The 21,743-nt window shown below is 61.4% G+C and carries 21 protein-coding genes; 14 read left to right on the plus strand and 7 right to left on the minus strand.

The window, feature by feature from the left end; all coding sequences use genetic code 11:
* The first annotated feature begins 4 nt into the window (after positions 1-4).
* Positions 5-892 (plus strand): 3-hydroxyisobutyrate dehydrogenase, encoded by an 888-nt coding sequence (mmsB, locus tag AC3WMV_RS17460; RefSeq protein WP_007962098.1) that lies wholly within the window; start codon positions 5-7, stop codon positions 890-892.
* 246 nt (positions 893-1,138) lie between these two features.
* Here the strand turns inward: mmsB and AC3WMV_RS17465 are convergent, their stop codons facing one another.
* The 4 genes from AC3WMV_RS17465 to AC3WMV_RS17480 all read right to left on the minus strand — a co-directional run bounded on the left by AC3WMV_RS17465 (position 1,139) and on the right by AC3WMV_RS17480 (position 3,523).
* Positions 1,139-1,489: a cupin domain-containing protein gene (locus AC3WMV_RS17465; protein ID WP_096795291.1), complete on the minus strand. Its 351-nt coding sequence runs from the start codon at positions 1,487-1,489 to the stop codon at positions 1,139-1,141.
* Positions 1,490-1,602: 113 nt separating this feature from the next.
* Positions 1,603-1,974, minus strand: coding sequence for a MerR family transcriptional regulator (locus tag AC3WMV_RS17470; protein ID WP_086793657.1), 372 nt, complete (start codon positions 1,972-1,974; stop codon positions 1,603-1,605).
* A 47-nt stretch (positions 1,975-2,021) separates the two neighbouring features.
* Positions 2,022-2,597, minus strand: coding sequence for an NAD(P)H-dependent oxidoreductase (locus AC3WMV_RS17475; protein ID WP_096795292.1), 576 nt, complete (start codon positions 2,595-2,597; stop codon positions 2,022-2,024).
* A 44-nt stretch (positions 2,598-2,641) separates the two neighbouring features.
* Positions 2,642-3,523 carry a LysR family transcriptional regulator gene (locus AC3WMV_RS17480; protein ID WP_103367735.1) on the minus strand — a complete coding sequence of 294 codons (882 nt, stop codon included), beginning with the start codon at positions 3,521-3,523 and terminating at the stop codon, positions 2,642-2,644.
* Positions 3,524-3,737: 214 nt separating this feature from the next.
* On the opposite strand from AC3WMV_RS17480, the gene AC3WMV_RS17485 reads away from it, so the two are divergent.
* On the plus strand, positions 3,738-4,502 hold the full coding sequence (locus AC3WMV_RS17485) for a sulfite exporter TauE/SafE family protein (RefSeq protein ID WP_103367736.1): 765 nt from the start codon (positions 3,738-3,740) through the stop codon (positions 4,500-4,502).
* Here the strand turns inward: AC3WMV_RS17485 and AC3WMV_RS17490 are convergent.
* A complete protein-coding gene (locus AC3WMV_RS17490) occupies positions 4,492-4,806 on the minus strand; it encodes a putative quinol monooxygenase (protein WP_103367737.1) in 315 nt (104 codons plus the stop codon). The genes AC3WMV_RS17485 and AC3WMV_RS17490 overlap by 11 nt on opposite strands.
* 182 nt (positions 4,807-4,988) lie before the next feature.
* Here AC3WMV_RS17490 and mdaB point away from each other — a divergent pair, with 182 nt between their 5' ends.
* From mdaB to AC3WMV_RS17535, 9 genes are all read left to right on the plus strand, one after another.
* On the plus strand, positions 4,989-5,579 hold the full coding sequence (gene mdaB / locus AC3WMV_RS17495; RefSeq protein ID WP_095139858.1) for an NADPH:quinone oxidoreductase MdaB: 591 nt from the start codon (positions 4,989-4,991) through the stop codon (positions 5,577-5,579).
* A 207-nt stretch (positions 5,580-5,786) separates the two neighbouring features.
* Positions 5,787-6,698, plus strand: coding sequence for a LysR family transcriptional regulator (locus AC3WMV_RS17500; RefSeq protein ID WP_027614142.1), 912 nt, complete (start codon positions 5,787-5,789; stop codon positions 6,696-6,698).
* Between the two features lie 103 nt (positions 6,699-6,801).
* A complete protein-coding gene (locus tag AC3WMV_RS17505) occupies positions 6,802-7,695 on the plus strand; it encodes an NAD-dependent epimerase/dehydratase family protein (RefSeq protein WP_103367738.1) in 894 nt (297 codons plus the stop codon).
* 563 nt (positions 7,696-8,258) lie between these two features.
* A complete protein-coding gene (locus AC3WMV_RS17510) occupies positions 8,259-9,980 on the plus strand; it encodes a carbamoyltransferase family protein (protein WP_027614140.1) in 1,722 nt (573 codons plus the stop codon).
* A 63-nt stretch (positions 9,981-10,043) separates the two neighbouring features.
* Entirely contained in the window at positions 10,044-11,219 is a 1,176-nt protein-coding gene (locus AC3WMV_RS17515) for an MFS transporter (protein WP_103367739.1), read from the plus strand.
* 1 nt (position 11,220) lies between these two features.
* Positions 11,221-11,895, plus strand: coding sequence for an HAD family hydrolase (locus AC3WMV_RS17520; protein ID WP_256584909.1), 675 nt, complete (start codon positions 11,221-11,223; stop codon positions 11,893-11,895).
* Complete coding sequence (locus AC3WMV_RS17525) at positions 11,892-12,530, plus strand: YdcF family protein (RefSeq protein ID WP_027614137.1); 639 nt, start codon at positions 11,892-11,894, stop codon at positions 12,528-12,530. Before AC3WMV_RS17520 ends, AC3WMV_RS17525 begins: the two co-directional genes overlap by 4 nt.
* Positions 12,531-12,555: 25 nt before the next feature.
* Entirely contained in the window at positions 12,556-14,013 is a 1,458-nt protein-coding gene (locus AC3WMV_RS17530; RefSeq protein ID WP_103367741.1) for an N-acyl-D-amino-acid deacylase family protein, read from the plus strand.
* 119 nt (positions 14,014-14,132) lie between these two features.
* Positions 14,133-14,501, plus strand: a complete 369-nt coding sequence (locus AC3WMV_RS17535) for a glyoxalase superfamily protein (protein WP_007962133.1) — start codon at positions 14,133-14,135, stop codon at positions 14,499-14,501.
* A 256-nt stretch (positions 14,502-14,757) separates the two neighbouring features.
* Here AC3WMV_RS17535 and AC3WMV_RS17540 read toward each other — a convergent pair whose 3' ends face one another.
* Together AC3WMV_RS17540 and gliR are read right to left on the minus strand one after the other, a co-directional pair.
* Positions 14,758-15,123: a DUF6124 family protein gene (locus AC3WMV_RS17540; protein WP_103367742.1), complete on the minus strand. Its 366-nt coding sequence runs from the start codon at positions 15,121-15,123 to the stop codon at positions 14,758-14,760.
* 520 nt (positions 15,124-15,643) lie between these two features.
* Entirely contained in the window at positions 15,644-16,660 is a 1,017-nt protein-coding gene (gene gliR / locus AC3WMV_RS17545; protein ID WP_027614133.1) for an AraC family transcriptional regulator GliR, read from the minus strand.
* Between the two features lie 211 nt (positions 16,661-16,871).
* On the opposite strand from gliR, the gene AC3WMV_RS17550 reads away from it, so the two are divergent.
* From AC3WMV_RS17550 to AC3WMV_RS17560, 3 genes are read left to right on the plus strand one after another with little or no spacing between them, the layout of a single operon-like run.
* Complete coding sequence (locus AC3WMV_RS17550) at positions 16,872-18,467, plus strand: FAD-binding oxidoreductase (protein ID WP_103367743.1); 1,596 nt, start codon at positions 16,872-16,874, stop codon at positions 18,465-18,467.
* A gap of 5 nt (positions 18,468-18,472) precedes the next feature.
* Entirely contained in the window at positions 18,473-20,068 is a 1,596-nt protein-coding gene (locus AC3WMV_RS17555) for a glycerol-3-phosphate dehydrogenase/oxidase (RefSeq protein WP_103367744.1), read from the plus strand.
* A 20-nt stretch (positions 20,069-20,088) separates the two neighbouring features.
* A complete protein-coding gene (locus AC3WMV_RS17560) occupies positions 20,089-21,657 on the plus strand; it encodes an FGGY-family carbohydrate kinase (protein WP_103367745.1) in 1,569 nt (522 codons plus the stop codon).
* The last annotated feature ends 86 nt before the right edge of the window (positions 21,658-21,743 follow it).

The raw sequence follows: 21,743 nt of genomic DNA on the forward strand, positions 1-21,743 counted from the left end.
CGCCATGAAAATCGCATTTATCGGTCTGGGCAACATGGGCGCGCCGATGGCGCGCAACCTGATCAAGGCCGGCCATTCACTGAATCTGGTCGACCTGAACAAGACGGTGCTGGCGGAGCTTGAGCAACTGGGCGGCACTATCCGCGCCTCGGCCCGTGAAGCAGCCGAAGACGCCGAATTGGTGATCACCATGCTCCCGGCGGCGGTGCATGTGCGCAGCGTCTGGCTCGGTGAGGACGGTGTGCTGGCCGGTATCGGCAAAGGCGTGCCGGCGGTGGATTGCAGCACCATCGATCCGCAAACCGCCCGCGATGTGGCCGCCGCTGCTGCCAAACAAGGCGTGGCCATGGCTGATGCACCGGTCTCAGGCGGCACTGGCGGCGCGACCGCCGGCACGCTGACCTTCATGGTCGGCGCCACTCCGGAACTGTTCGCCACCCTGCAACCGGTGCTGGCGCAGATGGGCCGCAACATCGTGCATTGCGGTGAAGTCGGCACCGGGCAGATCGCCAAGATCTGCAACAACCTGCTGCTGGCGATCTCGATGGTCGGCGTCAGCGAAGCCATGGCGCTGGGCGATGCACTGGGGATCGACACCTCGGTGCTGGCCGGGATCATCAACAGCTCGACCGGGCGTTGCTGGAGTTCGGAAATGTACAACCCGTGGCCGGGCATCGTCGAAACGGCGCCGGCCTCGCGCGGTTATACCGGTGGGTTTGGTGCCGAGCTGATGCTCAAGGATCTGGGGCTGGCGACCGAAGCGGCGCGTCAGGCGCATCAACCGGTGGTGCTCGGCGCGGTGGCGCAGCAGTTGTATCAGGCGATGAGCCAGCGCGGGGAGGGCGGCAAGGACTTCTCGGCGATTATCAACAGCTATCGCAAGCCGCAATAACTTGGACATCAATACTTTTTGTGGCAACGGAGACTTTGTGGTGAGGGGATTTATCCCCGATCGACTGTGTAGCAGTCGCAACCACTGAGCCTGCGTTTCAACTGACACAATGCGGGGGGCGCTTTGCGCCCATCGGGGATAAATCCCCTCGCCACAAATCTCACAGGCGCCACAACCATGGCGTCAGCCAGAATGCAGTAGGTGTTGCCGGGAAATCACGTCGGGTGGTTTCCCGGCTTTTTTGCATCAGGCGAAGACGAAGTATTTGCGCACGGTCTCAACCACTTCCCATGTGCCTTTCATCCCCGGTTCAACCACGAAGATATCGCCTGCGCGCAGATGGATCGACGCCATGCCGTCCGGGGTGATGATGCAGTAGCCTTCCTGGAAATGGCAGTACTCCCACTTCACATAATCGACCCGCCACTTGCCCGGGGTGCAGATCCAGGTGCCCATGATCTTGCTGCCGTCTTCGCTGGTGTAAGCGTTGAGGTTGACGGTGTGCGGGTCACCTTCGAGTTTTTCCCATTTGCAGGCATCGAGTACCGGCAGCGGGTGGGTGTCGCGCAGAACGGTGATGGGGGCGGTCGCGGTCATGAGAACTCCGGGCAGTGGGCGGATGGCAAAGAAACCAACTCGCACCCTATAGCGCCCGGTTGCCGCTCAGTTGTCTGTGCTCGACATCGAGCTGCTCAGAAACGCGCAAACCGTCAAAGGTTTTCCAGCGGGCATTCGACCCGCGCCCGTTCAAGGTCGATTTCGAAACCTTCCAGTTGCGCGTATTGCCGCGTCAGCTCAGCGATGCTGCTGTTGATCTCGCGTTTTTTTGCCTCGATAGCCTGTTGGGCCAGATCCCATGGCATGGCCTCGCCATGATGTGCGGCAAAAATCGTCTGCAATTCCCGGAGCCTGAAGCCCATCTCTTTTGCGCATTTGATGAAGATCAGCAGTTCGATGCTTTGTTGGTCGTACAGGCGATATTTACCTTGGCGCCGGGGCGTGGGCAGCAGACCGATCGACTCGTAGTGGCGAATGCTTTTGATGGTGGTGCCGGCACGTTGCGCGGCTTGGCCGATGTACATAAAAGTCCTTTTTCAATGTGAAACCGTGCGGCGCATTATCGGCAGACTTAGCGGCGGGCGATAGCGTGCGCCTGTTGCAGCCAGCGCTGGCGCTGCCGGTCGCTGGACTCAAGCAGCGGGCCGAAGGTCAGCGTGCGCAGGGGGTTGATACCACAGAACTGCAGGGTGGTCTTGCGCACCTGATGCAGTCCCGGCATCCGGTAGATCCAGCGGTAATACCAGAGTGGCGTGTCCATCGTCACCAGCAAATGCGCGGTGCGCCCCTTGAGCAACTGATCGGGAAAGGGTTTGCCTTTTCGGTATTTGAAGGCGAATCCCGGCAGCAACACCCGATCAAAAAAACCTTTGAGCAGCGCTGGAATGCCGCCCCACCAGATCGGGTAGACCAGCGTCAGATGTTCGGCCCAAAGGATGTCGGATTGCGCGCGGCTCAAGTCTTCTTCCAGCGCTTGAACCTGTTGATACCCCTGGCGCAACACCGGGTCAAAAGCCATCTCTCCCAGGCGTAGCTGACGCACCTGGTGTCCGGCATCGAGCGCTGATTGTGCGTAGCGCTCGGCGAGTGCGGCGCAGAAACTCGTCGCGCCGGGATGGCCGAGAATCAGCAGAATGCGTTTGCCCATGGTCATGCTCCTTGCCGTTGAACGCCAAGGATGAAGTCTGCCCCTCAGGGGAGAGTCAAGGCTTGCAGCAAGGCTTTGGCGTAACCGGGCAGCGCGCTGAAGTCCCGGGCGCAGAGCATCAGCGTGCGGCGGGCCCATGGCTCGTTGAGGGTGATGCTGTTGAATGAGCGCGGCGTCACGCGTTCAATGGCCGCCAGCGGCACGATGGCGAGGCCGGCGCCTCGGGCGACCATGCGCAGCACCCCTTCGAAACCGTCGGCGCGGATCCGCACCTGCATGCGCGAGCCGCTGTGCAGCGCCTGTTCTTCGAGGTAGATCGCCAGCGCGCTGTCGGTGCTCAGACCGACGAAATCGTAGTGCAAAGCGGCGCTGAAACTGACCTCGGCGGCGTCGGCCAGTGGATGTCCGTGCGGCGCGATCAGTCGCAACGGGTCGTCGCGAAACGGCTGGGTCTGCAGATCGGTGGTGTCCACTGCATCGGAGACGATGCCGATATCGGCTGCGCCCTGGCGCAAGGCGTGGATGATGCGGGCGCTGGGCAGTTCCTGCAGATCGATGTCGAGGTTGGGATGCTCGCGCAAAAAGTCCGCGAGCGCTTCCGGCAGGTATTCGGTGATCGCCGTGGTGTTGCACAACAGTCGCACCTGTCCTTTGACGCCCTGCGCGTAGTCGGCCAGATCCTGCTGCATGCGTTCGGCCTGTTGCAGGAGGATGCGCGCGTGGTGGGCCAGTGCCTTGCCGGCGGGTGTCGGGCTCACGCCACGGCGGCCGCGCTGCAGGAACTCGGTGCCCAGCGAGGCTTCCATGGCGCGAATACGTGCACTGGCGGCGGCGAGTGACAGATGGCTGCGGGCGGCGCCGGCGGTGATGTTGCCGGTGTCGAGGATGTGCAGGTAGAGGCGCAGGTCGGTGAGGTCGAAGTGCATGGGGCCGCCTGTGGTTTTTGTGGTGTCTGGGCGGGCCTCTTCGCGAGCAAGCCCGCTCCCACAGTGGATCAGTGGTGAATCCAAAACTGTGGGAGCGGGCTTGCTCGCGAAGGGGCCATCAGCCGCAACGCAATTAGCAGCCTCTTGTACCGGCAGAGGCAGCCTCAGTATATGGCAGATTTTCAACGCACCCGCCAAAGCGCACAGTAGCGCCATGAACGCATTTGCAGACTTCTATCAAAACCTCGGCTTGGCTCTGTCCCTGCTGGTCATCGCCACTTTCATCATGGCCGGGCTGGTCAAAGGCGTAATCGGCCTCGGTCTGCCCACCGTCGCCATGGGCCTGCTCGGTCTGGCTATGGCGCCGTCACAGGCAGCCGCGTTGCTGATCATTCCGGCGACGCTGACCAATGTCTGGCAACTGGCGTTCGGCGGGCATCTGAAAGGGCTGCTCAAACGCCTGTGGCCGCTGTTGTTGATGATCTTCCTCGGCACCGCCGTCGGCACGTTGTCGATCGGCATGGCAGGCGGGCATTGGGTGGTGCGTGGGCTGGGCGCGGCGTTGCTGCTGTATGCATTGAGCGGGTTGCTGCTGCCGACGCTGCAGGTCAATCCTCGGCATGAACCGTGGCTGGGTCCGCTGTGCGGGCTGATCACCGGGGTTATCACTTCGGCCACCGGTGTGTTCGTGATTCCGGCGGTGCCGTACCTGCAGGCGCTGGGTTTGAGTCGCGATGAGCTGGTGCAGGCGTTGGGTCTGTCGTTCACCGTGTCGACCCTGGCGCTGGCCGGCGGCCTGTTCTGGTGCGGCGCACTGGGCAGTGGCGAATTGAGTGCGTCGCTGCTGGTGCTGATCCCGGCGATGCTGGGCATGGGGTTCGGCCAATGGTTGCGTCAGCGCATCAGCGCTGTGCTGTTCAAGCGGGTGTTCTTTATCGGACTGGGCGCACTCGGCGCCCATCTGCTGATCAGCGGCTAGCCGACGAGGCGCTGAGCATGTCGATCCGACGGATATCGAAATCACGCTCCAGATACGTCATGCGGTTGTCGAAAAAATCGCGCATGTGCGGCAGGTTCGAATGCACGTCGAGGTGCGCCTGGCTTTCCCAGATCTCGTAGAAGATGAACAGCGTCGGGTCTTCCTTGTCGCGCAGCATGTGGTACTCGATGCAGCCTGGCTCGGCGCGGCTCGGCTCGACATAGGCGCGAAACAGCGCTTCGAAGGCCTCGGCTTTTTCCGGGCGGGTCTTGGCATGCAGGATGAAACCGTGGCGTTCACTCATCAAAACAACTCCTCAAATGCAGATGGCCGGGAATGCTATTGCAACAATCGGCATTCGATTCGTGCTTTTTGATCAAATGTATTTTGCGCCGACGCGGCTTATTCCGCGCGAGATGGATGGTTAACCTGCCGCCATTCGTTTTCCCATCTTTCTCCAGCCCAATGGCTGCGCGAGGCGTTCCGATGAAAAAAGTGTTGTTGCTCAATGGTGGCAAAAAATTCGCTCACTCCGACGGTCGTTACAACGCCACCCTGCACGAAACCGCGCTGAGCGTGCTGGATCGTGGCGGTCTGGATGTCAAAACCACGTTCATCGACGAGGGTTACGACGTCGCTGAAGAAGTGGCCAAATTCCTCTGGGCCGACGTGATCATTTATCAGATGCCGGGCTGGTGGATGGGCGCGCCGTGGACGGTGAAAAAGTACATCGACGAAGTCTTCACCGAAGGCCACGGCAGCCTCTATGCCAGCGATGGTCGGACCCGTTCCGATGCGTCGCAGAAGTACGGCAGCGGCGGTCTGATTCAGGGCAAGCAGTACATGCTGTCGCTGACCTGGAACGCGCCGCAGCAGGCGTTTGACGACCCGAGCGATTTCTTTGAAGCCAAAGGTGTGGATGCGGTGTATTTCCCGTTCCACAAGGCCAACGAGTTCTTGGGCATGAGCGGGTTGCCGACGTTCCTGTGTGTGGACGTGATGAAGCGCCCGAACATCGAGAATGATGTGGCGCGGTATGAGCAGCATCTCAAGCAGGTATTTGGCCTCAAGGCTTGAGGTGATTTCATGTGGTTACGGTTGTAACTGTGGTGAGGGTTTTAAATGTGGTGAGGGGATTCATCCCCGATGGGTCGCGCAGCGGCCCCCGATCTTGATCTCGAAAAGCGGGGCCTGCTGCGCAGTCCATCGGGGATAAATCCCCTCGCCACAGGGGTGTTCTCTCTCCACAATGGATTTTGTGCAGTCGATCAATAAGGGACACCCGTGAAAGCCAGATCCGATGAGTTGCAGATTTTCGTCTGCGTGATCGAATGCGGTTCGATTTCCGCCGCTGCCGAGCAGGTCGGCCAGACCCCTTCGGCGGTCAGCCGCACACTGTCGCGGCTGGAAGCCAAGCTCGACACCACGCTGATCAACCGCACCACGCGGCGCATGGACCTGACCGAGGAGGGCAAGTATTTCTTCGAGCAGGCCAAGCTGATTCTCGATCAGATGGACGCCCTTGAAGAGCGACTGTCCTCACGCCAGCAAACCCCGTCCGGGCGCCTGCGAATCAACGCCGCGTCGCCCTTCATGCTGCACGCCATCGTGCCGTACATCGACGAATTCCGTGGCCTGTACCCGGACATCCAGCTCGAACTCAACAGCAATGACCTGATCATTGACCTGCTGGAACAAAGCACCGACGTCGCCATCCGTATCGGCACTCTTGCCGACTCGACGTTGCATGCGCGCTCACTGGGTTGCAGCCCGCTGCTGATCGTCGCCAGCCCGGCGTATCTGGAAAAGCACGGCGCGCCGCAGCAGGTCGCCGACTTGAGCGAACACACCCTGCTTGGCTTCACCCACAACGAAGGCCTCAATCAGTGGCCGCTGCGTTACGTGCATGGTGACCGTTGGCCGATCACCCCGGCGATCAGCGCTTCCAGCGGCGAGACCGTGCGCCATCTGGCGCTGGAAGGGCAGGGCATTGCCTGCCTGTCGCACTTCATGACCATCGACGACATTCGCGCCGGGCGCCTCAAGGTGCTGCTGGCGGAATTCAACAGCGGTTATCGCCAGCCGATCAACGCGGTGTACTACCGTAACTCGCAACTGGCGCTGCGCATTCAGTGCTTCCTCGACTTCATCCAGAGCAAACTTGCGGCCTACGCCAGCGCCGATTTCAAGGGTTGATTCGTGATCCCTGCGCAACAGTGATTTGGGCGAGGGCGGGTTTTTCCATCGGAGTGACCGGTCGATACTCGCTGCATCACTTATTCACGCAGGGAGTTTCTCCATGAACGTATTCATCACCGGCGCTGCCGGGTTTATCGGCGGCTCGATCGCTACCGGTCTGGTTCAGGCCGGGCACCGTGTCACGGGCCTGGTGCGCAGCGCCGAACAGGCCGATGAGCTGAAAGCTTTGGGCATCACCCCGGTGATCGGCACCCTCGAAGACAGCACATTGCTGGCTGAACAGGCCCGCGCCGCCGATGCGGTGATCAACGCCGCCAGCAGCGACCATCGCGGTGCTGTCGAAGCGTTGCTCGGTGCCCTGCGCGGTTCGAACAAAGTGTTCCTGCACACCAGCGGTTCGAGCATCGTCGGCGATGCCTCGGGCGGCAAGTCCAGCGATGTCATCTACTACGAAGACAACCTGCCGGAGCCCACCGTCGACAAGGCTGCCCGTGTGGCGATCGACAACCTGATCCTCGCCGCCGCGAAGGACGGGGTGAACTCGGCGGTGATCTGCAACACCCTGATCTATGGCCACAGCCTGGGCGTCAATCGCGACAGCGTGCAGTTGCCGCGCCTGCTCAAACAAGCACGCAAAAGTGGTGTGGTGCGCCATGTCGGCACTGGCCAGAACATCTGGTCCAACGTGCACATCGACGACGTCGTCGCCCTGTACCTGCTGGCGCTGACCAAAAACGTCCCGGGCACTTTCTACTTCGTCGAAAGCGGCGAAGCGTCGTTCATTGACATGACCACTGCCATGGCCGAAGCGCTGAATCTCGGCGAGCCACAAGACTGGCCGCTGCAAGACGCCGAAGCCGAGTGGGGTTACGAAATGGCCAACTACGGCCTTGGCTCGAACAGTCGCGTACGCGGCAAACACGCTCGTGAACTGCTGGGCTGGGCGCCAAAGCGTACGTCGGTGGTGGAGTGGATTCGTAACGAGATGGTGTGAGTTCACGCTGCACCGCGTGAAGCCATTCGCGAGCAAGCCCGCTCCCACAGGTTAACCGCATTCTGGCTGACGGAATGCGATCAACCGGTGGGAGCGGGCTTGCTCGCGAAAGCGGTGGAACAAAAACAGAAAAGTTGAATGGCACGCCGTCATCGTCCGTTTTTTTGTCCCGGTAAACCCCCGCAAATACGCCGCATGCCAGTGGAATTTAATTTTTAGCGGGGACTTCGCCGGGTGCTCGGGAAATTACCGGCTAGGCTGCTACCGCGATGAAACGAGGACGGCTGCGATGGATGTCGCCCTCCACGTGTTGCAGGCATGAGGCCCGTGCAGCACGGCACCGCCCATGGAGTTTTCTGGCAAAAGGAATTTGCGATGGCGAGACACATTGATGCCTTCTCGTAAAGGCGTATTCCCCCGGCGGACCTACATGAATCCGCGATCTCTCGATGAGTAATGGTCGGCCATGACGGCCGGCATCTGTCATTGACTCTGGTTATTGCATTGCACGCTACGCGCGTGGGCGAAGCCGTCACCTCAATTGGCGAAAACAAGGAATAGTTATGATCATTTTGGGTATTACAAACAATGATTTGGCGGGTGCTTGCCTGGTACGTGATGGTCAGATTCTTTCAGCGGTCAGTGAAGAGCGCTTCACCCGCATCAAGGATCATAAAATCTGGCCGGCCAAGTCCATCGAGTTTGTGTTGAGCCAGGCCGGCGTGTCGCTGGAAGACGTCGATCATGTCGCCTATGGATGGAACGCCGGTTTCAGTGCCGACAAACATCTGGCGTTGTACTTCGATCGCATCGTCGAGGAAGTCCGGAGCAACCCCCAGGGCCTTGCGCAGTTCCGTCAGCGTGTGACCGATGAAATCAACAACGACAAGGCCAAGCGCGGCGAATTCGACCAGTTCATTGTCGACAACGGTCTGCAAGGCAAGGCGTACTACATTGATCACCACGAGTGCCATGCGCTCGGTGCCTATGTCTGCTCGCCATTCGAGGACGCGTTGACCCTGACGTGCGACGGACGCGGCGACTTTCAGTCGCTGACCGTCACCTGGTACAGCCCGTCAGAAACCACGGTGCTGCAACGCGAAACCAGTGTCGACAGCCTCGGTTATTTCTACGGCCGGATCACCCACCTGCTCGGTTACAAACCCAACCGCCACGAAGGCAAGGTCACCGGTCTGGCCGCATTCGGCGATCCGCAGAAACTGCTGGGCGTAATGCAGCAGATGATCCGTTTCGAAGACGGCCGCATCAAGGCGCGCTGCGGCGATATGTTCCTGCCGTCCTACAACACCTACAGCGAGCCGCTGGAAACCCTGTTTGCCCGGGAAACCCCCGAGGACATCGCCGCCGCTGTACAGCGTCACAGCGAAGACCTGCTGGTGGCCACCGTCAGCCATCATCTGGCCCAGCGCGGCAGTGCCAACCTGTGCCTGGCCGGCGGCGTGTTTGGCAACGTCAAACTCAACCAGCGTCTGCGTGAGATCCCGGGCGTCAAAGACGTCTACGTGCTGCCGTGCATGGGCGATGGCGGCCTGGCACTGGCTGCTGCGGTCGGTACCGCGTACCTGGAAAACGGCACCCGCTTCAAGAATCCGTCAATGATGCTTGGCCCGGAATCGCGCAGCGTTTCGCAGAACATCAACCTGATCAATCGCGACTACCCTGAACTCGGTTATCACACGCCGTCGAACATCATCGAGGTGTTGACCGAGGCCCTGACGGAAAATCAGGTGCTGGGCATGTTCAAGGGCAAGATGGAGTTCGGCCCGCGTTCGCTGTGCAACCGCAGCATCGTCTATCACGCGCAGGATGCCGAGGTGAACGACTGGCTCAACAAACGCATGCACCGCACCGAGTTCATGCCGTTCGGCCCAGTCACCGCCATTGAGCAAGCACCGGCCTGCTACGTCGGTTGGGACGAGGAGCAAGTGGCCGCCGATACCATGACCATGACCTACGACTGCCATCCGCAATTTCGCGAGGCAAGTCCGGCCGTGGTGCACATCGACGGCACCGCGCGCCCGCAGATCATTCGCCCGCAGAGCGACCCGTTCATGCATCGCCTGCTGACGGCCTGGCACCAGAAAACCGGTCAGGCAGCCTTGATCAACACCTCGTTCAACCGCCATGAAGAACCGATCGTGTGCTCTTCCCAGGACGCACTGGATGCGCTGAAAGAAGGCATGGTCGATCTGGTGGTCATGAGTGAATCGCTGATCGTCTGGCGCAAGGGCAAAAACAGCTTCACTCAGCAACGCTTCGAATAAACGGATGGTATGCAGGGCTCCCCGGGAGCCCTGCTTCAGGAGTACCGGGCGTATGGTTGACGAATGTATTTAATCTTTTTCGGGTTCTTTGCGGCGGAAGGGATCATCTATCCGTTCTGGCCGACCTGGCTGGATTCACTGGGTTTCAGTGCCAGTGAAATCGGTTTGCTGATCGCCGCAGCGTATTGGCCGCAGGTGGTGACCGGGGTGCTGATCACCTATGTGGCCGACTGGCGGGTGGATCAGTTGCGGCTCGCCGCTGTTTTGAGCGTTACCGCCGCGTTGTGTACGTTGCTGTTCTACTTCATCCCGGCGCACTTATGGATGTTCGTGTGCTTGAGTGTTCTGTTTGGCGGGCTGTGGATGGTGGTGTTGCCGCTGTCCGAGTCCTATCTGCTCAAGCGCGACAAACTGGCCCTGCAGAATTACGGTTGGGTGCGGGCGGTAGGCTCATCGGCCTTTATCCTGACCTCGACCCTCGGTGGTTTTCTGTTTGCGCAGTACAGCCAGTCGTGGGTGCCGCTGGTGATCGCAGCGAGCATGTTGATCACCGCCGTGGCGTGTCTGCGCCTGAAGCGCCAGGTGGCGCGGGCGCATCTGGCGCCGCCCGGCCCGGCGCGCAAACGGCCGGACTGGAAAGCGCTGTTGGCACACAAAAGCCTGCTGATCGCGATTGCCGCCGCCAGCTTCATTCAGTTGAGCCACACCCTGTACTTTTCCACGGCTTCGATCGGTTGGGGAGTGAAGGGCTTCTCTTCCTCAGCGATTGGCATGTTCTGGGCGGTGGCGGTGATTGCGGAAATCACCTGGTTCGCGCTCTCTAACAAGGTCCTGGCGTTTTGCGCGCCGTTGTCCCTGGTGATGTTTTCCAGTGTCTGTGCGGCACTGCGCTGGGCGCTGTTTTCCAACAGCGACGCGGTGTCGCTGATCCTGCTGGGGCAGTGTCTGCACGCGCTGAGCTTTGCCGCCTACCACGCGGCGATCATGCGCTTTATTCGCGACCAGGCACCGCAGGATATTCAGGTCTTTACTCAAGGGGTTTATTACTCCCTGGCGGTGGCGTTGCCCATGGGCCTGGCCACACCTTTCGCCGGCTACCTGTACCAGACCCGGCCGCAGTGGTCCTACTACGTGATGGCGCTGTTCGCGTTGGTCGGAACGGTGCTGGCGTTCATTGCTCATCAGAAAATGCGAAGTTCAACTCATGGCTCAACAAACGTTTACAGCCGTCTGCTTTGATATGGACGGCGTGCTCATTCAGTCCCGCGAGGTGATTGAACACGCCTGGACCACCGTGGCGCGCCAGTACGGGATCAGCGTCGATCAGGCGTTCATTGACGAGCACATCCACGGCCGCCCCGGTGGTTACACCCTCAAGACCTTGTTTGCCGAGTTCGACGAAGCACAGCGGGTGGCGATCAAGCGTGAAGTCGACGCCATCGAGCAGGTGACGAACTGTGCGCTGGTGCCGGGCGTCGCGGCGTTGATCGCCCGACTCCGCGAGCACGCCGTGCCCTTGGCGCTGGTCACCAGCAGTTGGCGGGCGCGGGTCGGGCACGTTCTGCAGCAACACGACCTGACGTCGGCGTTCGACAGCATCATCTGCCGCGACGACGTACGCAGCGGCAAACCGGCCCCCGATCCCTATCGCCTGGCGGCGGCACAACTGGGTCGGCAAAGTGATGAATGCCTGGTGTTCGAAGACTCTGTCAGCGGCGTGCAGTCGGCGGTCAGCAGCGGTGCGCTGTGTATCGGTATTGGCGACGACCCGACGCTGACCGCGCATGGCGCCGCAGGTGTGTATGCCGATTTCACTCGGCTTGCGCTTAGGCTCGACGGCAGGGGCGCCCACGGTTATGCCGATGGAGCGCTGTTCATCAACGCGCACCCGACCCAGAGGTTTGCCCGGTCATGACATTGACGTTGCAGCACGCCAGCGTGCTCTGGAAATTCCTCGGTGCGGGGCGCCAACACAGCGCTTGTGAATTGATTGTGGTCTGCGGCTCCTACGACCTGCGGGTCTGCGATTACGCTTGCCAACTGTTGAAAGACGGCGTGGCACCCCACCTGTTGTTCACCGGCAATACCGGCAACTGGACCAGGCATTTGTGGGAACGCTCCGAAGCCGATATTTTTGCCCAACGCGCCTTGGCGCAAGGGGTGACGGCGCAGCAGTTCACCCTGGAAACCCGCGCGACCAACTTCGCCGAAAACATCGCGTTTGCCCGAGCGATGTTTCCCGACGTGCGTCGTGCGACGTTTCTAACCAAACCCAATTCGATCCGGCGCGTGGCGTTGACCCTGCCCGTGCAGTGGCCCGGACTGGAAGCCTTTGTGGATGCGCCGTCGTTCGATTTTCCTGATGACGTCAGCAACCTGATCGGGGTGCTGGGCCTGATCGACGAAATGGTCGGCGATGTGCACCGCATCATGGTTTACCCTGCGTTGGGTTTTCAGGTCGAACAGGCGATCCCCGAAGAGGTTCAGGTAGCCTGGCGGTATCTGGTGGAGCAAGGCTTCGATCACCATTTGATCAAGGGCAGGAGTTGACGCTGACTCCCGCCGGGAGACAGACATGCAGTACGACACGCTGATCCGCAACGCCACCGTCATTGATGGCAGCAACACCCCCGGCTACCGCGCCGATGTGGCGATTCTCAACGGGCGCATCGAACGTATCGGCGACCTGCATGATGCCCGCGCCACGGAGGAAATCGACGCCGCCGGCCGCGTGCTCGCCCCAGGCTTCATCGACGTGCACACCCACGATGACACCGTGGTCATCCGCCAGCCGCAGATGCTACCCAAGCTCAGCCAGGGCGTGACCACGGTGATTGTCGGCAACTGTGGGATCAGCGCCTCGCCGGTGAGTTTGAAAGGCAATCCGCCGGACCCGATGAACCTGCTCGGTACCGCAGCGGCGTTCGTCTATCCGCGCTTCAGCGATTATCGCGCCGCCGTCGAAGCGGCGAACACCACGCTGAACGTCGCCGCACTCGTCGGTCACACCGCACTGCGCAGCAATCACCTCGACGACCTGTTGCGCACCGCCACGCCTGACGAAATCGCCGCGATGCGCGAGCAGTTGCGTGAAAGCCTTGAAGCCGGCGCGCTCGGTTTATCCACAGGCCTGGCCTACGCCAGCGCCTTTAACGCCTCCACCGACGAAGTGAAGCAACTGACCGAAGAACTGACCGCATTTGGCGCGGTGTACACCACCCACCTGCGCAGTGAGTTCGAGCCGGTGCTGGAGGCGATGGAGGAAGCGTTCAGCATCGGCCGTCACTCACAATCCCCGGTGATCATTTCCCACCTCAAATGCGCCGGTGTCGGCAACTGGGGGCGTAGTCCGCAGTTGCTCGCATCGCTGGAAGCAGCGGCGAAAACCCAGCATGTGGGCTGTGACTGCTATCCCTACGCGGCGAGCTCTTCGACGCTGGATCTGAAGCAAGTCACCGATGCCCATCGCATCACCATCACCTGGTCGACGCCGCACCCCGAAGTCAGCGGTCGCGACCTGATCGACATCGCCGCCGAATGGAACGTGCCACTGCTCGAAGCCGCCAAGCGCCTGCAACCGGCGGGCGCGGTGTACTACGGCATGGACGAGGCCGATGTACGAAAAATCCTCGCGCATCCACTGTCGATGGTCGGGTCTGACGGACTGCCGGAAGACCCATTCCCGCATCCACGCCTGTGGGGCGCTTTCCCACGAGTGCTCGGCCATTTCAGTCGCGATCTCGGGTTGTTTCCGCTGCACACGGCGGTACACAAGATGACCGGCCTGTCGGCGGTGCGGTTTGGCTTGAAAGAGCGCGGCGAGATTCGCGAGGGGCACTGGGCTGATCTGGTGCTGTTCGATCCGGCGACGGTGCGCGATGTGGCAGATTTCGCTGATCCGCAGCGGGCGGCGCAGGGGATTGATGGGGTGTGGGTCAATGGTGTGTTGAGTTATCGCGACGGGCAGGCGAATGGTCGCCGGGAAGGGCGGTTTCTGGCGCGGGACGGGGATTTGCGCAACAACTTTCGCTGACGTTTCGCGGAGTGCGTCACAGTGGTGGCACATTGCAATTAAAGAAAGCCACCGCCAAGCCGAATTGCTGACATCCAGCCCGTCTACACTTTTGGGCCAAACAAGTCAGGGAGCACCCCATGAGCTTCGGCAAAACCACCCCGATCCTGCGGATCTTCGATGAAGCCAAGGCGTTGGAGTTTTACGTCGACTTCCTCGGTTTCAAGATCGACTGGCAGCATCGTTTCGAAGCGAACTTCCCGCTGTATCTGCAGGTGTCCCGTGGCGAGTGCGTGCTGCACCTGTCCGAGCATCATGGCGATGCGACGCCTGGCTCGGCGTTGCGCATCGAGACCGATGAGCTGGAGGCGTTCCAGCAGCAACTGGTGGCCAAGGACTACAAGTTCTCGCACCCACAGATTCAGGCGATGCCGTGGGGCAGTCAGGACATGACGATTGCTGATCCGTTTGGTAATCGGTTGGTGTTTACCAACGCTATCAGTGTTTGAGCTGAGAAGAGCCCCTCACCCTAACCCTCTCCCAGAGGGAGAGGGGACTGACCGAGGTGTCTTGCGCTGTACATCGACCTGAATGATCCGCTGCGATTGTGCATTCACAGCAGCATTTTCAGGTCGGTGTGTCTCGCGAGCATCCCTCGATCGGCCCCCTCTCCCTCCGGGAGAGGGCTGGGGTGAGGGAAAAAGATTCACGCCATACAAAAAAGCCCGCTGCCAAACCACTAAGGTTTTGCCGCGGGCTTTTTCGTTATTCGATCGGCACTAACTGATCCAGCACCCGATTGACGGCGATTTCCGCCACCATCACCACCTGAGCGATGCCTTGCAGGGTCTTGCGGTGCGAGCCTTCCAGTAGCCCGGCGAAGTCGTTGAGCATCACGGTGGCCGAGCCGAGGGATTCGCAGGCGTCGGCCAGCAACGGTTCGGTGCCGCTGGCCGGATTGGCCATGTAGAGACGATTGGGCTGGTACGGGGTGGCCATGATCGCGGGCCTCGGTGGGCCGAGGTAGTGGTCGAGGGCGCGCTCGGCGGCTTCGTGGAATTTCCTTGATTCGGGGGATTCATAGGGGGAGGCCGCGTCGGTGGGCGGCGGGTTGGGCGTAACTTTGAACATGATTTTGGGTCCTGAAGTAGGAGCCATCACCGCTTCTCTACTAATAAGAAGAGGTGGCAGCTGTGCGCAGGTTAGTAGACCGGGGACCCAGGGAACCGGCGCGCTCGAAAGCGCCCTGCGCACAGCCACCATAGAGCGCAGACGGAAAATGCCTGACTGTTTGATGTGCAATGCACCCTGGAAGAACCTCGGGCTACTAAACCCGATCACTGGAAATCAGTGACGGACTCAAGTTACCGACGGCCTCCGGGGCGCACAAGCCGGCGGATTCTGGCGTAGCCGTAGGCAGTGGCGCAAGGATTTGTAGGCAGTAGGGCGTAACACTGAGTGTCTTTAAACACGGGGGTTGCAGTGGGTTTATTGGGTTGCTGAAATTGAGGAATTGTCTGTCGGGTTTTTGGTGTGGCCACTGGCGCCTTCGCTGGCAAGCCAGCTCCCACAGGGTTATGTGCGAGCCGCAGATTTTGTGTACGACCCGGTCACTGTGGGAGCTGGCTTGCCAGCGATGAGGCCAGAATAATCACCCGCGATGCATCTGCCGAAACTCCCCCGGCGGCATCCCGCGCCTGCTCTTGAACGTGCGATGAAACGACCGTGGTTCGGTAAACCCCAGATACTGCGCAATGTCCTGAATCGGCAAGGTGCTGTTGAGCAAATAATGCTCGGCCAGCTCCTGACGCAAGTCATCAAGAATCTGCTGATACGACGTCCCCGCCTGATGCAACTGGCGCTGCAACGTGCGCACCGACACCGCGAGCTGCTCGGCCACCTGTTCCTTGCGCGGCAAGCCTTCCTTGAGCAACTGGCGCAGGATGCTTTTGACCCGTTGTTCCAGCGATGCATCCTCCAGCGTCGCCATCAAACCCATCGCGTGCTCTTCCAGGGTACGCAGCAATTGCGCATCGGCCTGGCGCAGCGGCAACTGCAGATACGCCAGTGGCACGATCAGCGCTGAATAGGCCTGCTCGAACAGCACCGGGCAATCGAAAAACGCCTCGTACTGCGCCTGGGTAGCGTCTGGCGGGCACGGATGTTCCAGCCACACGGCGGCGGGTGACATCTGTGTGTCGGCGATCCAGCGTGCATATTGCAGCCAGGAGCCGAGGACGTTTTCCACCAGATGCCGGCGAATCCGCGGACGCTCGTAGCGGCAAGTCCAGATCAGATGCACGTGGCCGTCCTGCACTTCGGCGCGGCTGACGCCCATGTCGCCCACCAGTTTTTCGAACGGCATGATCCGGCTCATGGCATCGCCCAGGGTCGCGCAGTTCATGGTGATGTAACCGAGCACGCTCCAGGAATTGGGCAGGACGAAATTGGCCGCGTTGAGACCAAACAGCGGATCGCCCGAGTGCTCGCAGAAATAATCGAGCAGGCGTTCATGGGTTTCGCCCGGCAGGCGCAGGCTGTTGTCGCTCAGTTGCTGCGCCTGCAATCCGGCTGCCGCCAGCGCCGGCTCGATGGCCATGCCCAGCTGCTCGGCATGGCGCACGTATTTGAGCAGCGGCGGAACCGAGGTGAAGCCGAGCGATTGCATGATCCGAATCCCTTGATCAAGGCCTGCGTGAGCGAATGAATGGCTGAAAGGTAATTTGAAACCCCGACTAAAGTAAATGGCTGGCACTTGCGCGACGTTTGACTCAATTGGCTACTCGAACTGGCCGGATGCGACCGTGACACTTTGCGGCCGCTGACTAGTATGGAGGCCTGCCACATCACTGATCAGACTGCATAAGAAGGACACACGCATGCGACGCTGGAACGGCTGGGGAGAGGCAACAACGGTGTTCGAGCTGCCGGCTCAGGGCGTGAGTTTTCTCCATGAACGACTGGGGGCCGGGCACGTGTTGCCCGATGCCACACTGGAGTCGGCATTGGCACGGGTGCCGCTTTCGCGGCTGGCGGCGCACGCCTTGTACAGCGTCGACCCCCACGACCGTCTGCTGCACGCCCGGGGCCAGAGCCTGCCGGATTGGCTGGCGTTGCGCGAAGGTGCGCTGGGTAACTATCCCGATGCGGTGGCGTTTCCCGAAACTGCCGAACAGATCCGCCAGTTGCTGGCCCTTGCCCATGAGCAGGACCTGTGCCTGATTCCCTACGGCGGCGGCACTTCGGTGGCCGGGCACATCAACCCGCCGGATTCGGCGCGGCCGGTGGTGACCGTGTCGCTGGCGCGGATGAATCGCCTGATTGACCTCGACGAGCATAGCCAACTGGCGACGTTCGGCCCCGGTGCCAGTGGTCCGCAGGTGGAAAGTCAGCTGCGCGCTCGCGGCTACACGCTGGGGCATTTCCCGCAGTCGTGGGAGCTGTCGACGCTGGGCGGTTGGGTGGCCAGTCGCTCCAGCGGTCAGCAGTCGTTGCGCTACGGGCGTATCGAGCAATTGTTCGCTGGCGGCACCCTGGAAACTTTCGCCGGGCCCTTGGAAATTCCGACGTTCCCAGCTTCGGCGGCGGGGCCTGATCTGCGCGAAGTGGTGCTCGGTTGCGAGGGTCGTTTCGGGATCATTTCCGAGGTCAAAGTGCGAGTCAGTCCGCTGCCTGCTGATGAACGTTTTTACGGAGTGTTCCTGCCCAGTTGGAGCAAGGCGCTGCAAGCGATCCGCCAATTGGCGCAGGCGCGGGTGCCGCTGTCGATGCTGCGCCTGTCGAACGCGGTGGAGACCGAAACCCAACTGGCGCTGGCCGGGCATCCGCAGCAGATCGCCTGGCTGGAAAAGTATCTGAACCTGCGCGGTGCCGGTGAAGGCAAGTGCCTGCTGACCTTCGGCGTGACCGGCAACCGTCGGCAAAACGCGCTGTCGCTGAGCCAGGCGCGCCAGCATCTGAAAGCCTTCGGTGGCGTGTTTACCGGTACGTTGCTCGGCAACAAGTGGGCGCAGAACCGCTTCCGTTTCCCCTACCTGCGCGAGAACCTGTGGAACGCCGGTTACGTGGTCGACACCCTGGAAACCGCCACCGACTGGAGCAACGTCGACCACCTGCTCAACCTGATCGAAAACAGCCTGCGCGATGCCTTGGCGGCGCAGGGTGAGCGGGTGCATGTGTTCACCCATCTGTCCCACGTCTACGGCGAAGGCTCGAGCATCTACACCACTTACGTGTTTCGCCCGGCGGCGGATTATCCGGCGACGCTGGCGCGCTGGCAGGCACTCAAGCACGCGGCCAGCCAGACCATCGTCGACAACCACGGCACCATCAGCCACCAGCACGGGGTCGGCAAGGATCACGCGCCGTACCTGCCGCGCGAGAAGGGTGCGCTGGCGATGGACACTTTGCAGGCGCTGAGCAGGCACTTCGATCCGGCCGGGCGCCTCAACCCCGGCACGCTGTTGCAGGAGTGACGGCCATGCACCCGGACTGGAACGCCGCGTGGCGCCAGCAAACCTTGCCGACATTGGCCGACGCAAGCTGGGATCTGATCGTCATCGGCGGCGGCATCAGCGGTGCCGGAATTCTGCGCGAAGCGGCACGGCGTGGCTGGCGTTGTCTGCTGCTGGAGCAACGGGATTTCGCTTGGGGTACCTCCAGCCGATCGTCGAAAATGGTCCACGGCGGTTTGCGTTACATCGCCAAGGGCCAGTGGCGGCTGACCCGTGATTCAGTGCGCGAGCGCCAGCGCCTGCTCGATGAAGCGCCGGGGCTGGTGGAGCCGATGAGTTTCATGATGCCGCACTATCGCGGCGGCTTTCCCGGGCCGCGTGTGCTCGGTGGCTTGTTGTCGGTTTACGACGCGTTGGCGGGACGGCGCAGCCATCGTTTTCATGACGCGCAGCAACTGCGTTTTCTGGCGCCGGGGGTGAAGGAAAATCACCTGCTCGGCGGCACCTGTTTTGTCGATGCGCTGACCGATGACGCACGGCTGGTGATGCGCGTGTTAAGCGAAGCGCGAGCCGATGGCGCGGTAGTGCTCAACGGGGTGCGCGTCGAACATTTGCTGCGCGAAAACGGTCGGGTGTGTGGGGTGCAGATCGAGGACTGCGAAGCGGGTGGATCGCTGCAATTGCGTTGCGGCGTGCTGGCGGTGGCGACCGGGGCATGGGCTGAGCGCCTGCGGTTGCCTGAAGCGCCACGACAGTTGCGCCCGCTGCGCGGCAGTCATCTGCTGCTGCCGGGCTGGCGTTTGCCGGTGGCGCAGGCCTTCACGTTTCTGCATGAGCGCGACCGTCGGCCAGTGTTCGTGTTTCCGTGGGAAGGGGCGACGGTGGTTGGCACCACCGACCTCGATCATCGCGAGAATCTGGATCAGAGCGCGAGCATCAGCGCCGACGAACTCGACTATCTGCTGGCGGCTTGCACGCAACAATTTCCAGGTGCCGAAGTGACGGCGAGCGATGTGCTGTCGACCTGGTCCGGCGTGCGTCCGGTGGTGGGCAGCGCGGCGGGTCAACAGCAAGGCAAGCCGTCGAATGAAACCCGTGAGCATGTGCTGTGGCAGGAGCCGGGTTGCGTCACGTTGGCTGGCGGCAAACTGACGACGTTTCGCCCGCAAGCCGTCGAAGTGCTCAAGGCCTGTGCCGACATGCTTGGCCGCGATTTCGAAGATGATGGCGCAGCGGTTTTTGCCGCCGTAGCGCCACGGCCGATCCCCGGACTCAGCCCGCAACAGTGGCGACGTCTGGCCGGACGCCACGGTCGTGACCTGCCGCGACTGGCGCAACTGATCGCCGAGTTGGGCCACGAAACGGTCGGCAACACCGATACCTTGTGGGCAGAGCTGGCCTTTGCCTGCGAAGCGGAAATGGTGCTGCACCTCGATGATCTGTTGCTGCGCCGTACCCGTCTGGGCCTGTTGCTGGCGCGCGGTGGTGAAGAATATTTCGCTGCCATCCGCCAACTCTGCCAGCCAAGACTGGGCTGGGACGATGCACACTGGCAGCAAGAGCTGCAGCGTTACCGGGCGTTGTGGCAACGCCATCACGGTCTGCCGGATGCCACGCCTTGATGCCCCTTGAAGAGAGCGCCATGGATAACCACTCGAACAAGCGCTACCTGCTGGCGATCGACAACGGCACCCAGAGCGTGCGCGCATTGCTCTTCGATTTGCAGGGCAATCTGCTCGGTAAAGGCAAGGTCGAGTTGCAGGCGTATTACTCGACGCAACCGGGCTGGGCCGAACAGGATCCGGAATATTACTGGACGAAACTCGGCGAGGCCTGCCAGCAGGTGTGGGCGCAAACCGGGATTGATCGCTCGCAGATTGCCGGCGTTTCACTGACCACCCAGCGCGGCACGGTGATCAACGTCGATGCTCAGGGCAAGCCGCTGCGCCCGGCCATTCTGTGGCTCGATCAGCGCCAGAGCGAAGTCGAGGGCGGGATCAAGGGACCATGGGGCTGGCTGTTCAAACTGGTCGGCGCGCAGGCCACCGTGGATTATTTTCGCGCTCAGGCCGAGGCCAACTGGATCGCCCGACATCAACCGGAAATCTGGGCGGCGACCGACAAGTTTTTGCTGCTCTCGGGGTTTCTCACCCATCGTTTGTGTGGGCGCTTTGTCGACTCGGTGGGTTGTTGCGTCGGCTATCTGCCGTTCGACTTCAAACGGTTGAAATGGGCCGCGCCCAGTGACTGGAAATGGCAGGCGCTGGCGGTGCGTCCCGAGCAATTGCCGACCTTGCACAAACCCGGCGAAACCCTCGGCTACATCAGCGCCGAAGCTAGCCGTCACACGGGGATTCCCGAGGGTCTGCCGCTGATTGCCGCGGGCGCTGACAAGGCCTGCGAAGTGGTCGGTGCCGGCGTGGTCGATACGAGCACGGTGTGCCTGTCCTACGGCACCACCGCGACGATCACCAGCACCCGTTCGCGCTATCTGGAAATCGTCCCGTTGATCCCGCCATACCCCTCGGCGGTGCCCGACCAGTACAACTGCGAGGTGATGATTTATCGCGGATACTGGATGGTCAGCTGGTTCAAGAACGAGTTCGGCCTGCGCGAGATGCAGCAGGCCAAAGAGCAGGGCATCGAGCCCGAGCAACTGTTCGATGCGCTGGTGAACGCGGTGCCGCCGGGATCGATGGGGCTGATGCTGCAACCGTACTGGTCGCCGGGGATTCGTGAGCCGGGTGTGGAAGCCAAAGGCGCGATGATCGGCTTCGGGGACGTGCACACCCGCGCGCACATTTACCGGGCGATTCTGGAAGGGCTGGCGTATGCGCTGCGCCAGGGGCTGGAGAACATCGAGAAGCGCTCGAAGGTTTCGATCAAGCGTCTGCGGGTGGCGGGTGGCGGTTCGCAGAGCGATGCGGCGATGCAGCTCACGGCGAATATTTTTGGCCTGCCGGCGGAGCGTCCGCATGTGTACGAAGCGTCCGGGCTGGGCGCGGCGATCTGCTGTGCGGTGGGGTTGGGCTTCTATGCGGATTTCCCCACGGCGATCGCCGCGATGACCCGCGTCGGGACGGTATTCACCCCGCAGCCCGAGGCACAGCAGGTCTATGAGCGTTTGTACAACGAGGTGTACCTGCGCATGTATCGCCAGCTCAAGCCGCTGTACCAGAGCATCCGCAAAATCACCGGTTACCCCGCTTAAAAGTACGGTGGTGATCTCCTGTGGGAGCGGGCTTGCTCGCGAAGGCGGTGTATCAGTCACTGCATGTGCAAACTGACATACCGCCT

Source organism: Pseudomonas sp. FW305-3-2-15-E-TSA4, from assembly GCF_058787295.1.

Excerpts from the sequence above, each read along its gene's own strand:
- mmsB (WP_007962098.1), top strand. The coding sequence starts at position 5 with ATGAAAATCGCATTTATCGGTCTGGGCAACATGGGCGCGCCGATGGCG.
- AC3WMV_RS17465 (WP_096795291.1), bottom strand. The coding sequence starts at position 1,489 with ATGACCGCGACCGCCCCCATCACCGTTCTGCGCGACACCCACCCGCTG.
- AC3WMV_RS17470 (WP_086793657.1), bottom strand. The coding sequence starts at position 1,974 with ATGTACATCGGCCAAGCCGCGCAACGTGCCGGCACCACCATCAAAAGC.
- AC3WMV_RS17475 (WP_096795292.1), bottom strand. The coding sequence starts at position 2,597 with ATGGGCAAACGCATTCTGCTGATTCTCGGCCATCCCGGCGCGACGAGT.
- AC3WMV_RS17480 (WP_103367735.1), bottom strand. The coding sequence starts at position 3,523 with ATGCACTTCGACCTCACCGACCTGCGCCTCTACCTGCACATCCTCGAC.
- AC3WMV_RS17485 (WP_103367736.1), top strand. The coding sequence starts at position 3,738 with ATGAACGCATTTGCAGACTTCTATCAAAACCTCGGCTTGGCTCTGTCC.
- AC3WMV_RS17490 (WP_103367737.1), bottom strand. The coding sequence starts at position 4,806 with ATGAGTGAACGCCACGGTTTCATCCTGCATGCCAAGACCCGCCCGGAA.
- mdaB (WP_095139858.1), top strand. The coding sequence starts at position 4,989 with ATGAAAAAAGTGTTGTTGCTCAATGGTGGCAAAAAATTCGCTCACTCC.
- AC3WMV_RS17505 (WP_103367738.1), top strand. The coding sequence starts at position 6,802 with ATGAACGTATTCATCACCGGCGCTGCCGGGTTTATCGGCGGCTCGATC.
- AC3WMV_RS17510 (WP_027614140.1), top strand. The coding sequence starts at position 8,259 with ATGATCATTTTGGGTATTACAAACAATGATTTGGCGGGTGCTTGCCTG.
- AC3WMV_RS17515 (WP_103367739.1), top strand. The coding sequence starts at position 10,044 with ATGTATTTAATCTTTTTCGGGTTCTTTGCGGCGGAAGGGATCATCTAT.
- AC3WMV_RS17520 (WP_256584909.1), top strand. The coding sequence starts at position 11,221 with ATGGACGGCGTGCTCATTCAGTCCCGCGAGGTGATTGAACACGCCTGG.
- AC3WMV_RS17525 (WP_027614137.1), top strand. The coding sequence starts at position 11,892 with ATGACATTGACGTTGCAGCACGCCAGCGTGCTCTGGAAATTCCTCGGT.
- AC3WMV_RS17530 (WP_103367741.1), top strand. The coding sequence starts at position 12,556 with ATGCAGTACGACACGCTGATCCGCAACGCCACCGTCATTGATGGCAGC.
- AC3WMV_RS17535 (WP_007962133.1), top strand. The coding sequence starts at position 14,133 with ATGAGCTTCGGCAAAACCACCCCGATCCTGCGGATCTTCGATGAAGCC.
- AC3WMV_RS17540 (WP_103367742.1), bottom strand. The coding sequence starts at position 15,123 with ATGTTCAAAGTTACGCCCAACCCGCCGCCCACCGACGCGGCCTCCCCC.
- gliR (WP_027614133.1), bottom strand. The coding sequence starts at position 16,660 with ATGCAATCGCTCGGCTTCACCTCGGTTCCGCCGCTGCTCAAATACGTG.
- AC3WMV_RS17550 (WP_103367743.1), top strand. The coding sequence starts at position 16,872 with ATGCGACGCTGGAACGGCTGGGGAGAGGCAACAACGGTGTTCGAGCTG.
- AC3WMV_RS17555 (WP_103367744.1), top strand. The coding sequence starts at position 18,473 with ATGCACCCGGACTGGAACGCCGCGTGGCGCCAGCAAACCTTGCCGACA.
- AC3WMV_RS17560 (WP_103367745.1), top strand. The coding sequence starts at position 20,089 with ATGGATAACCACTCGAACAAGCGCTACCTGCTGGCGATCGACAACGGC.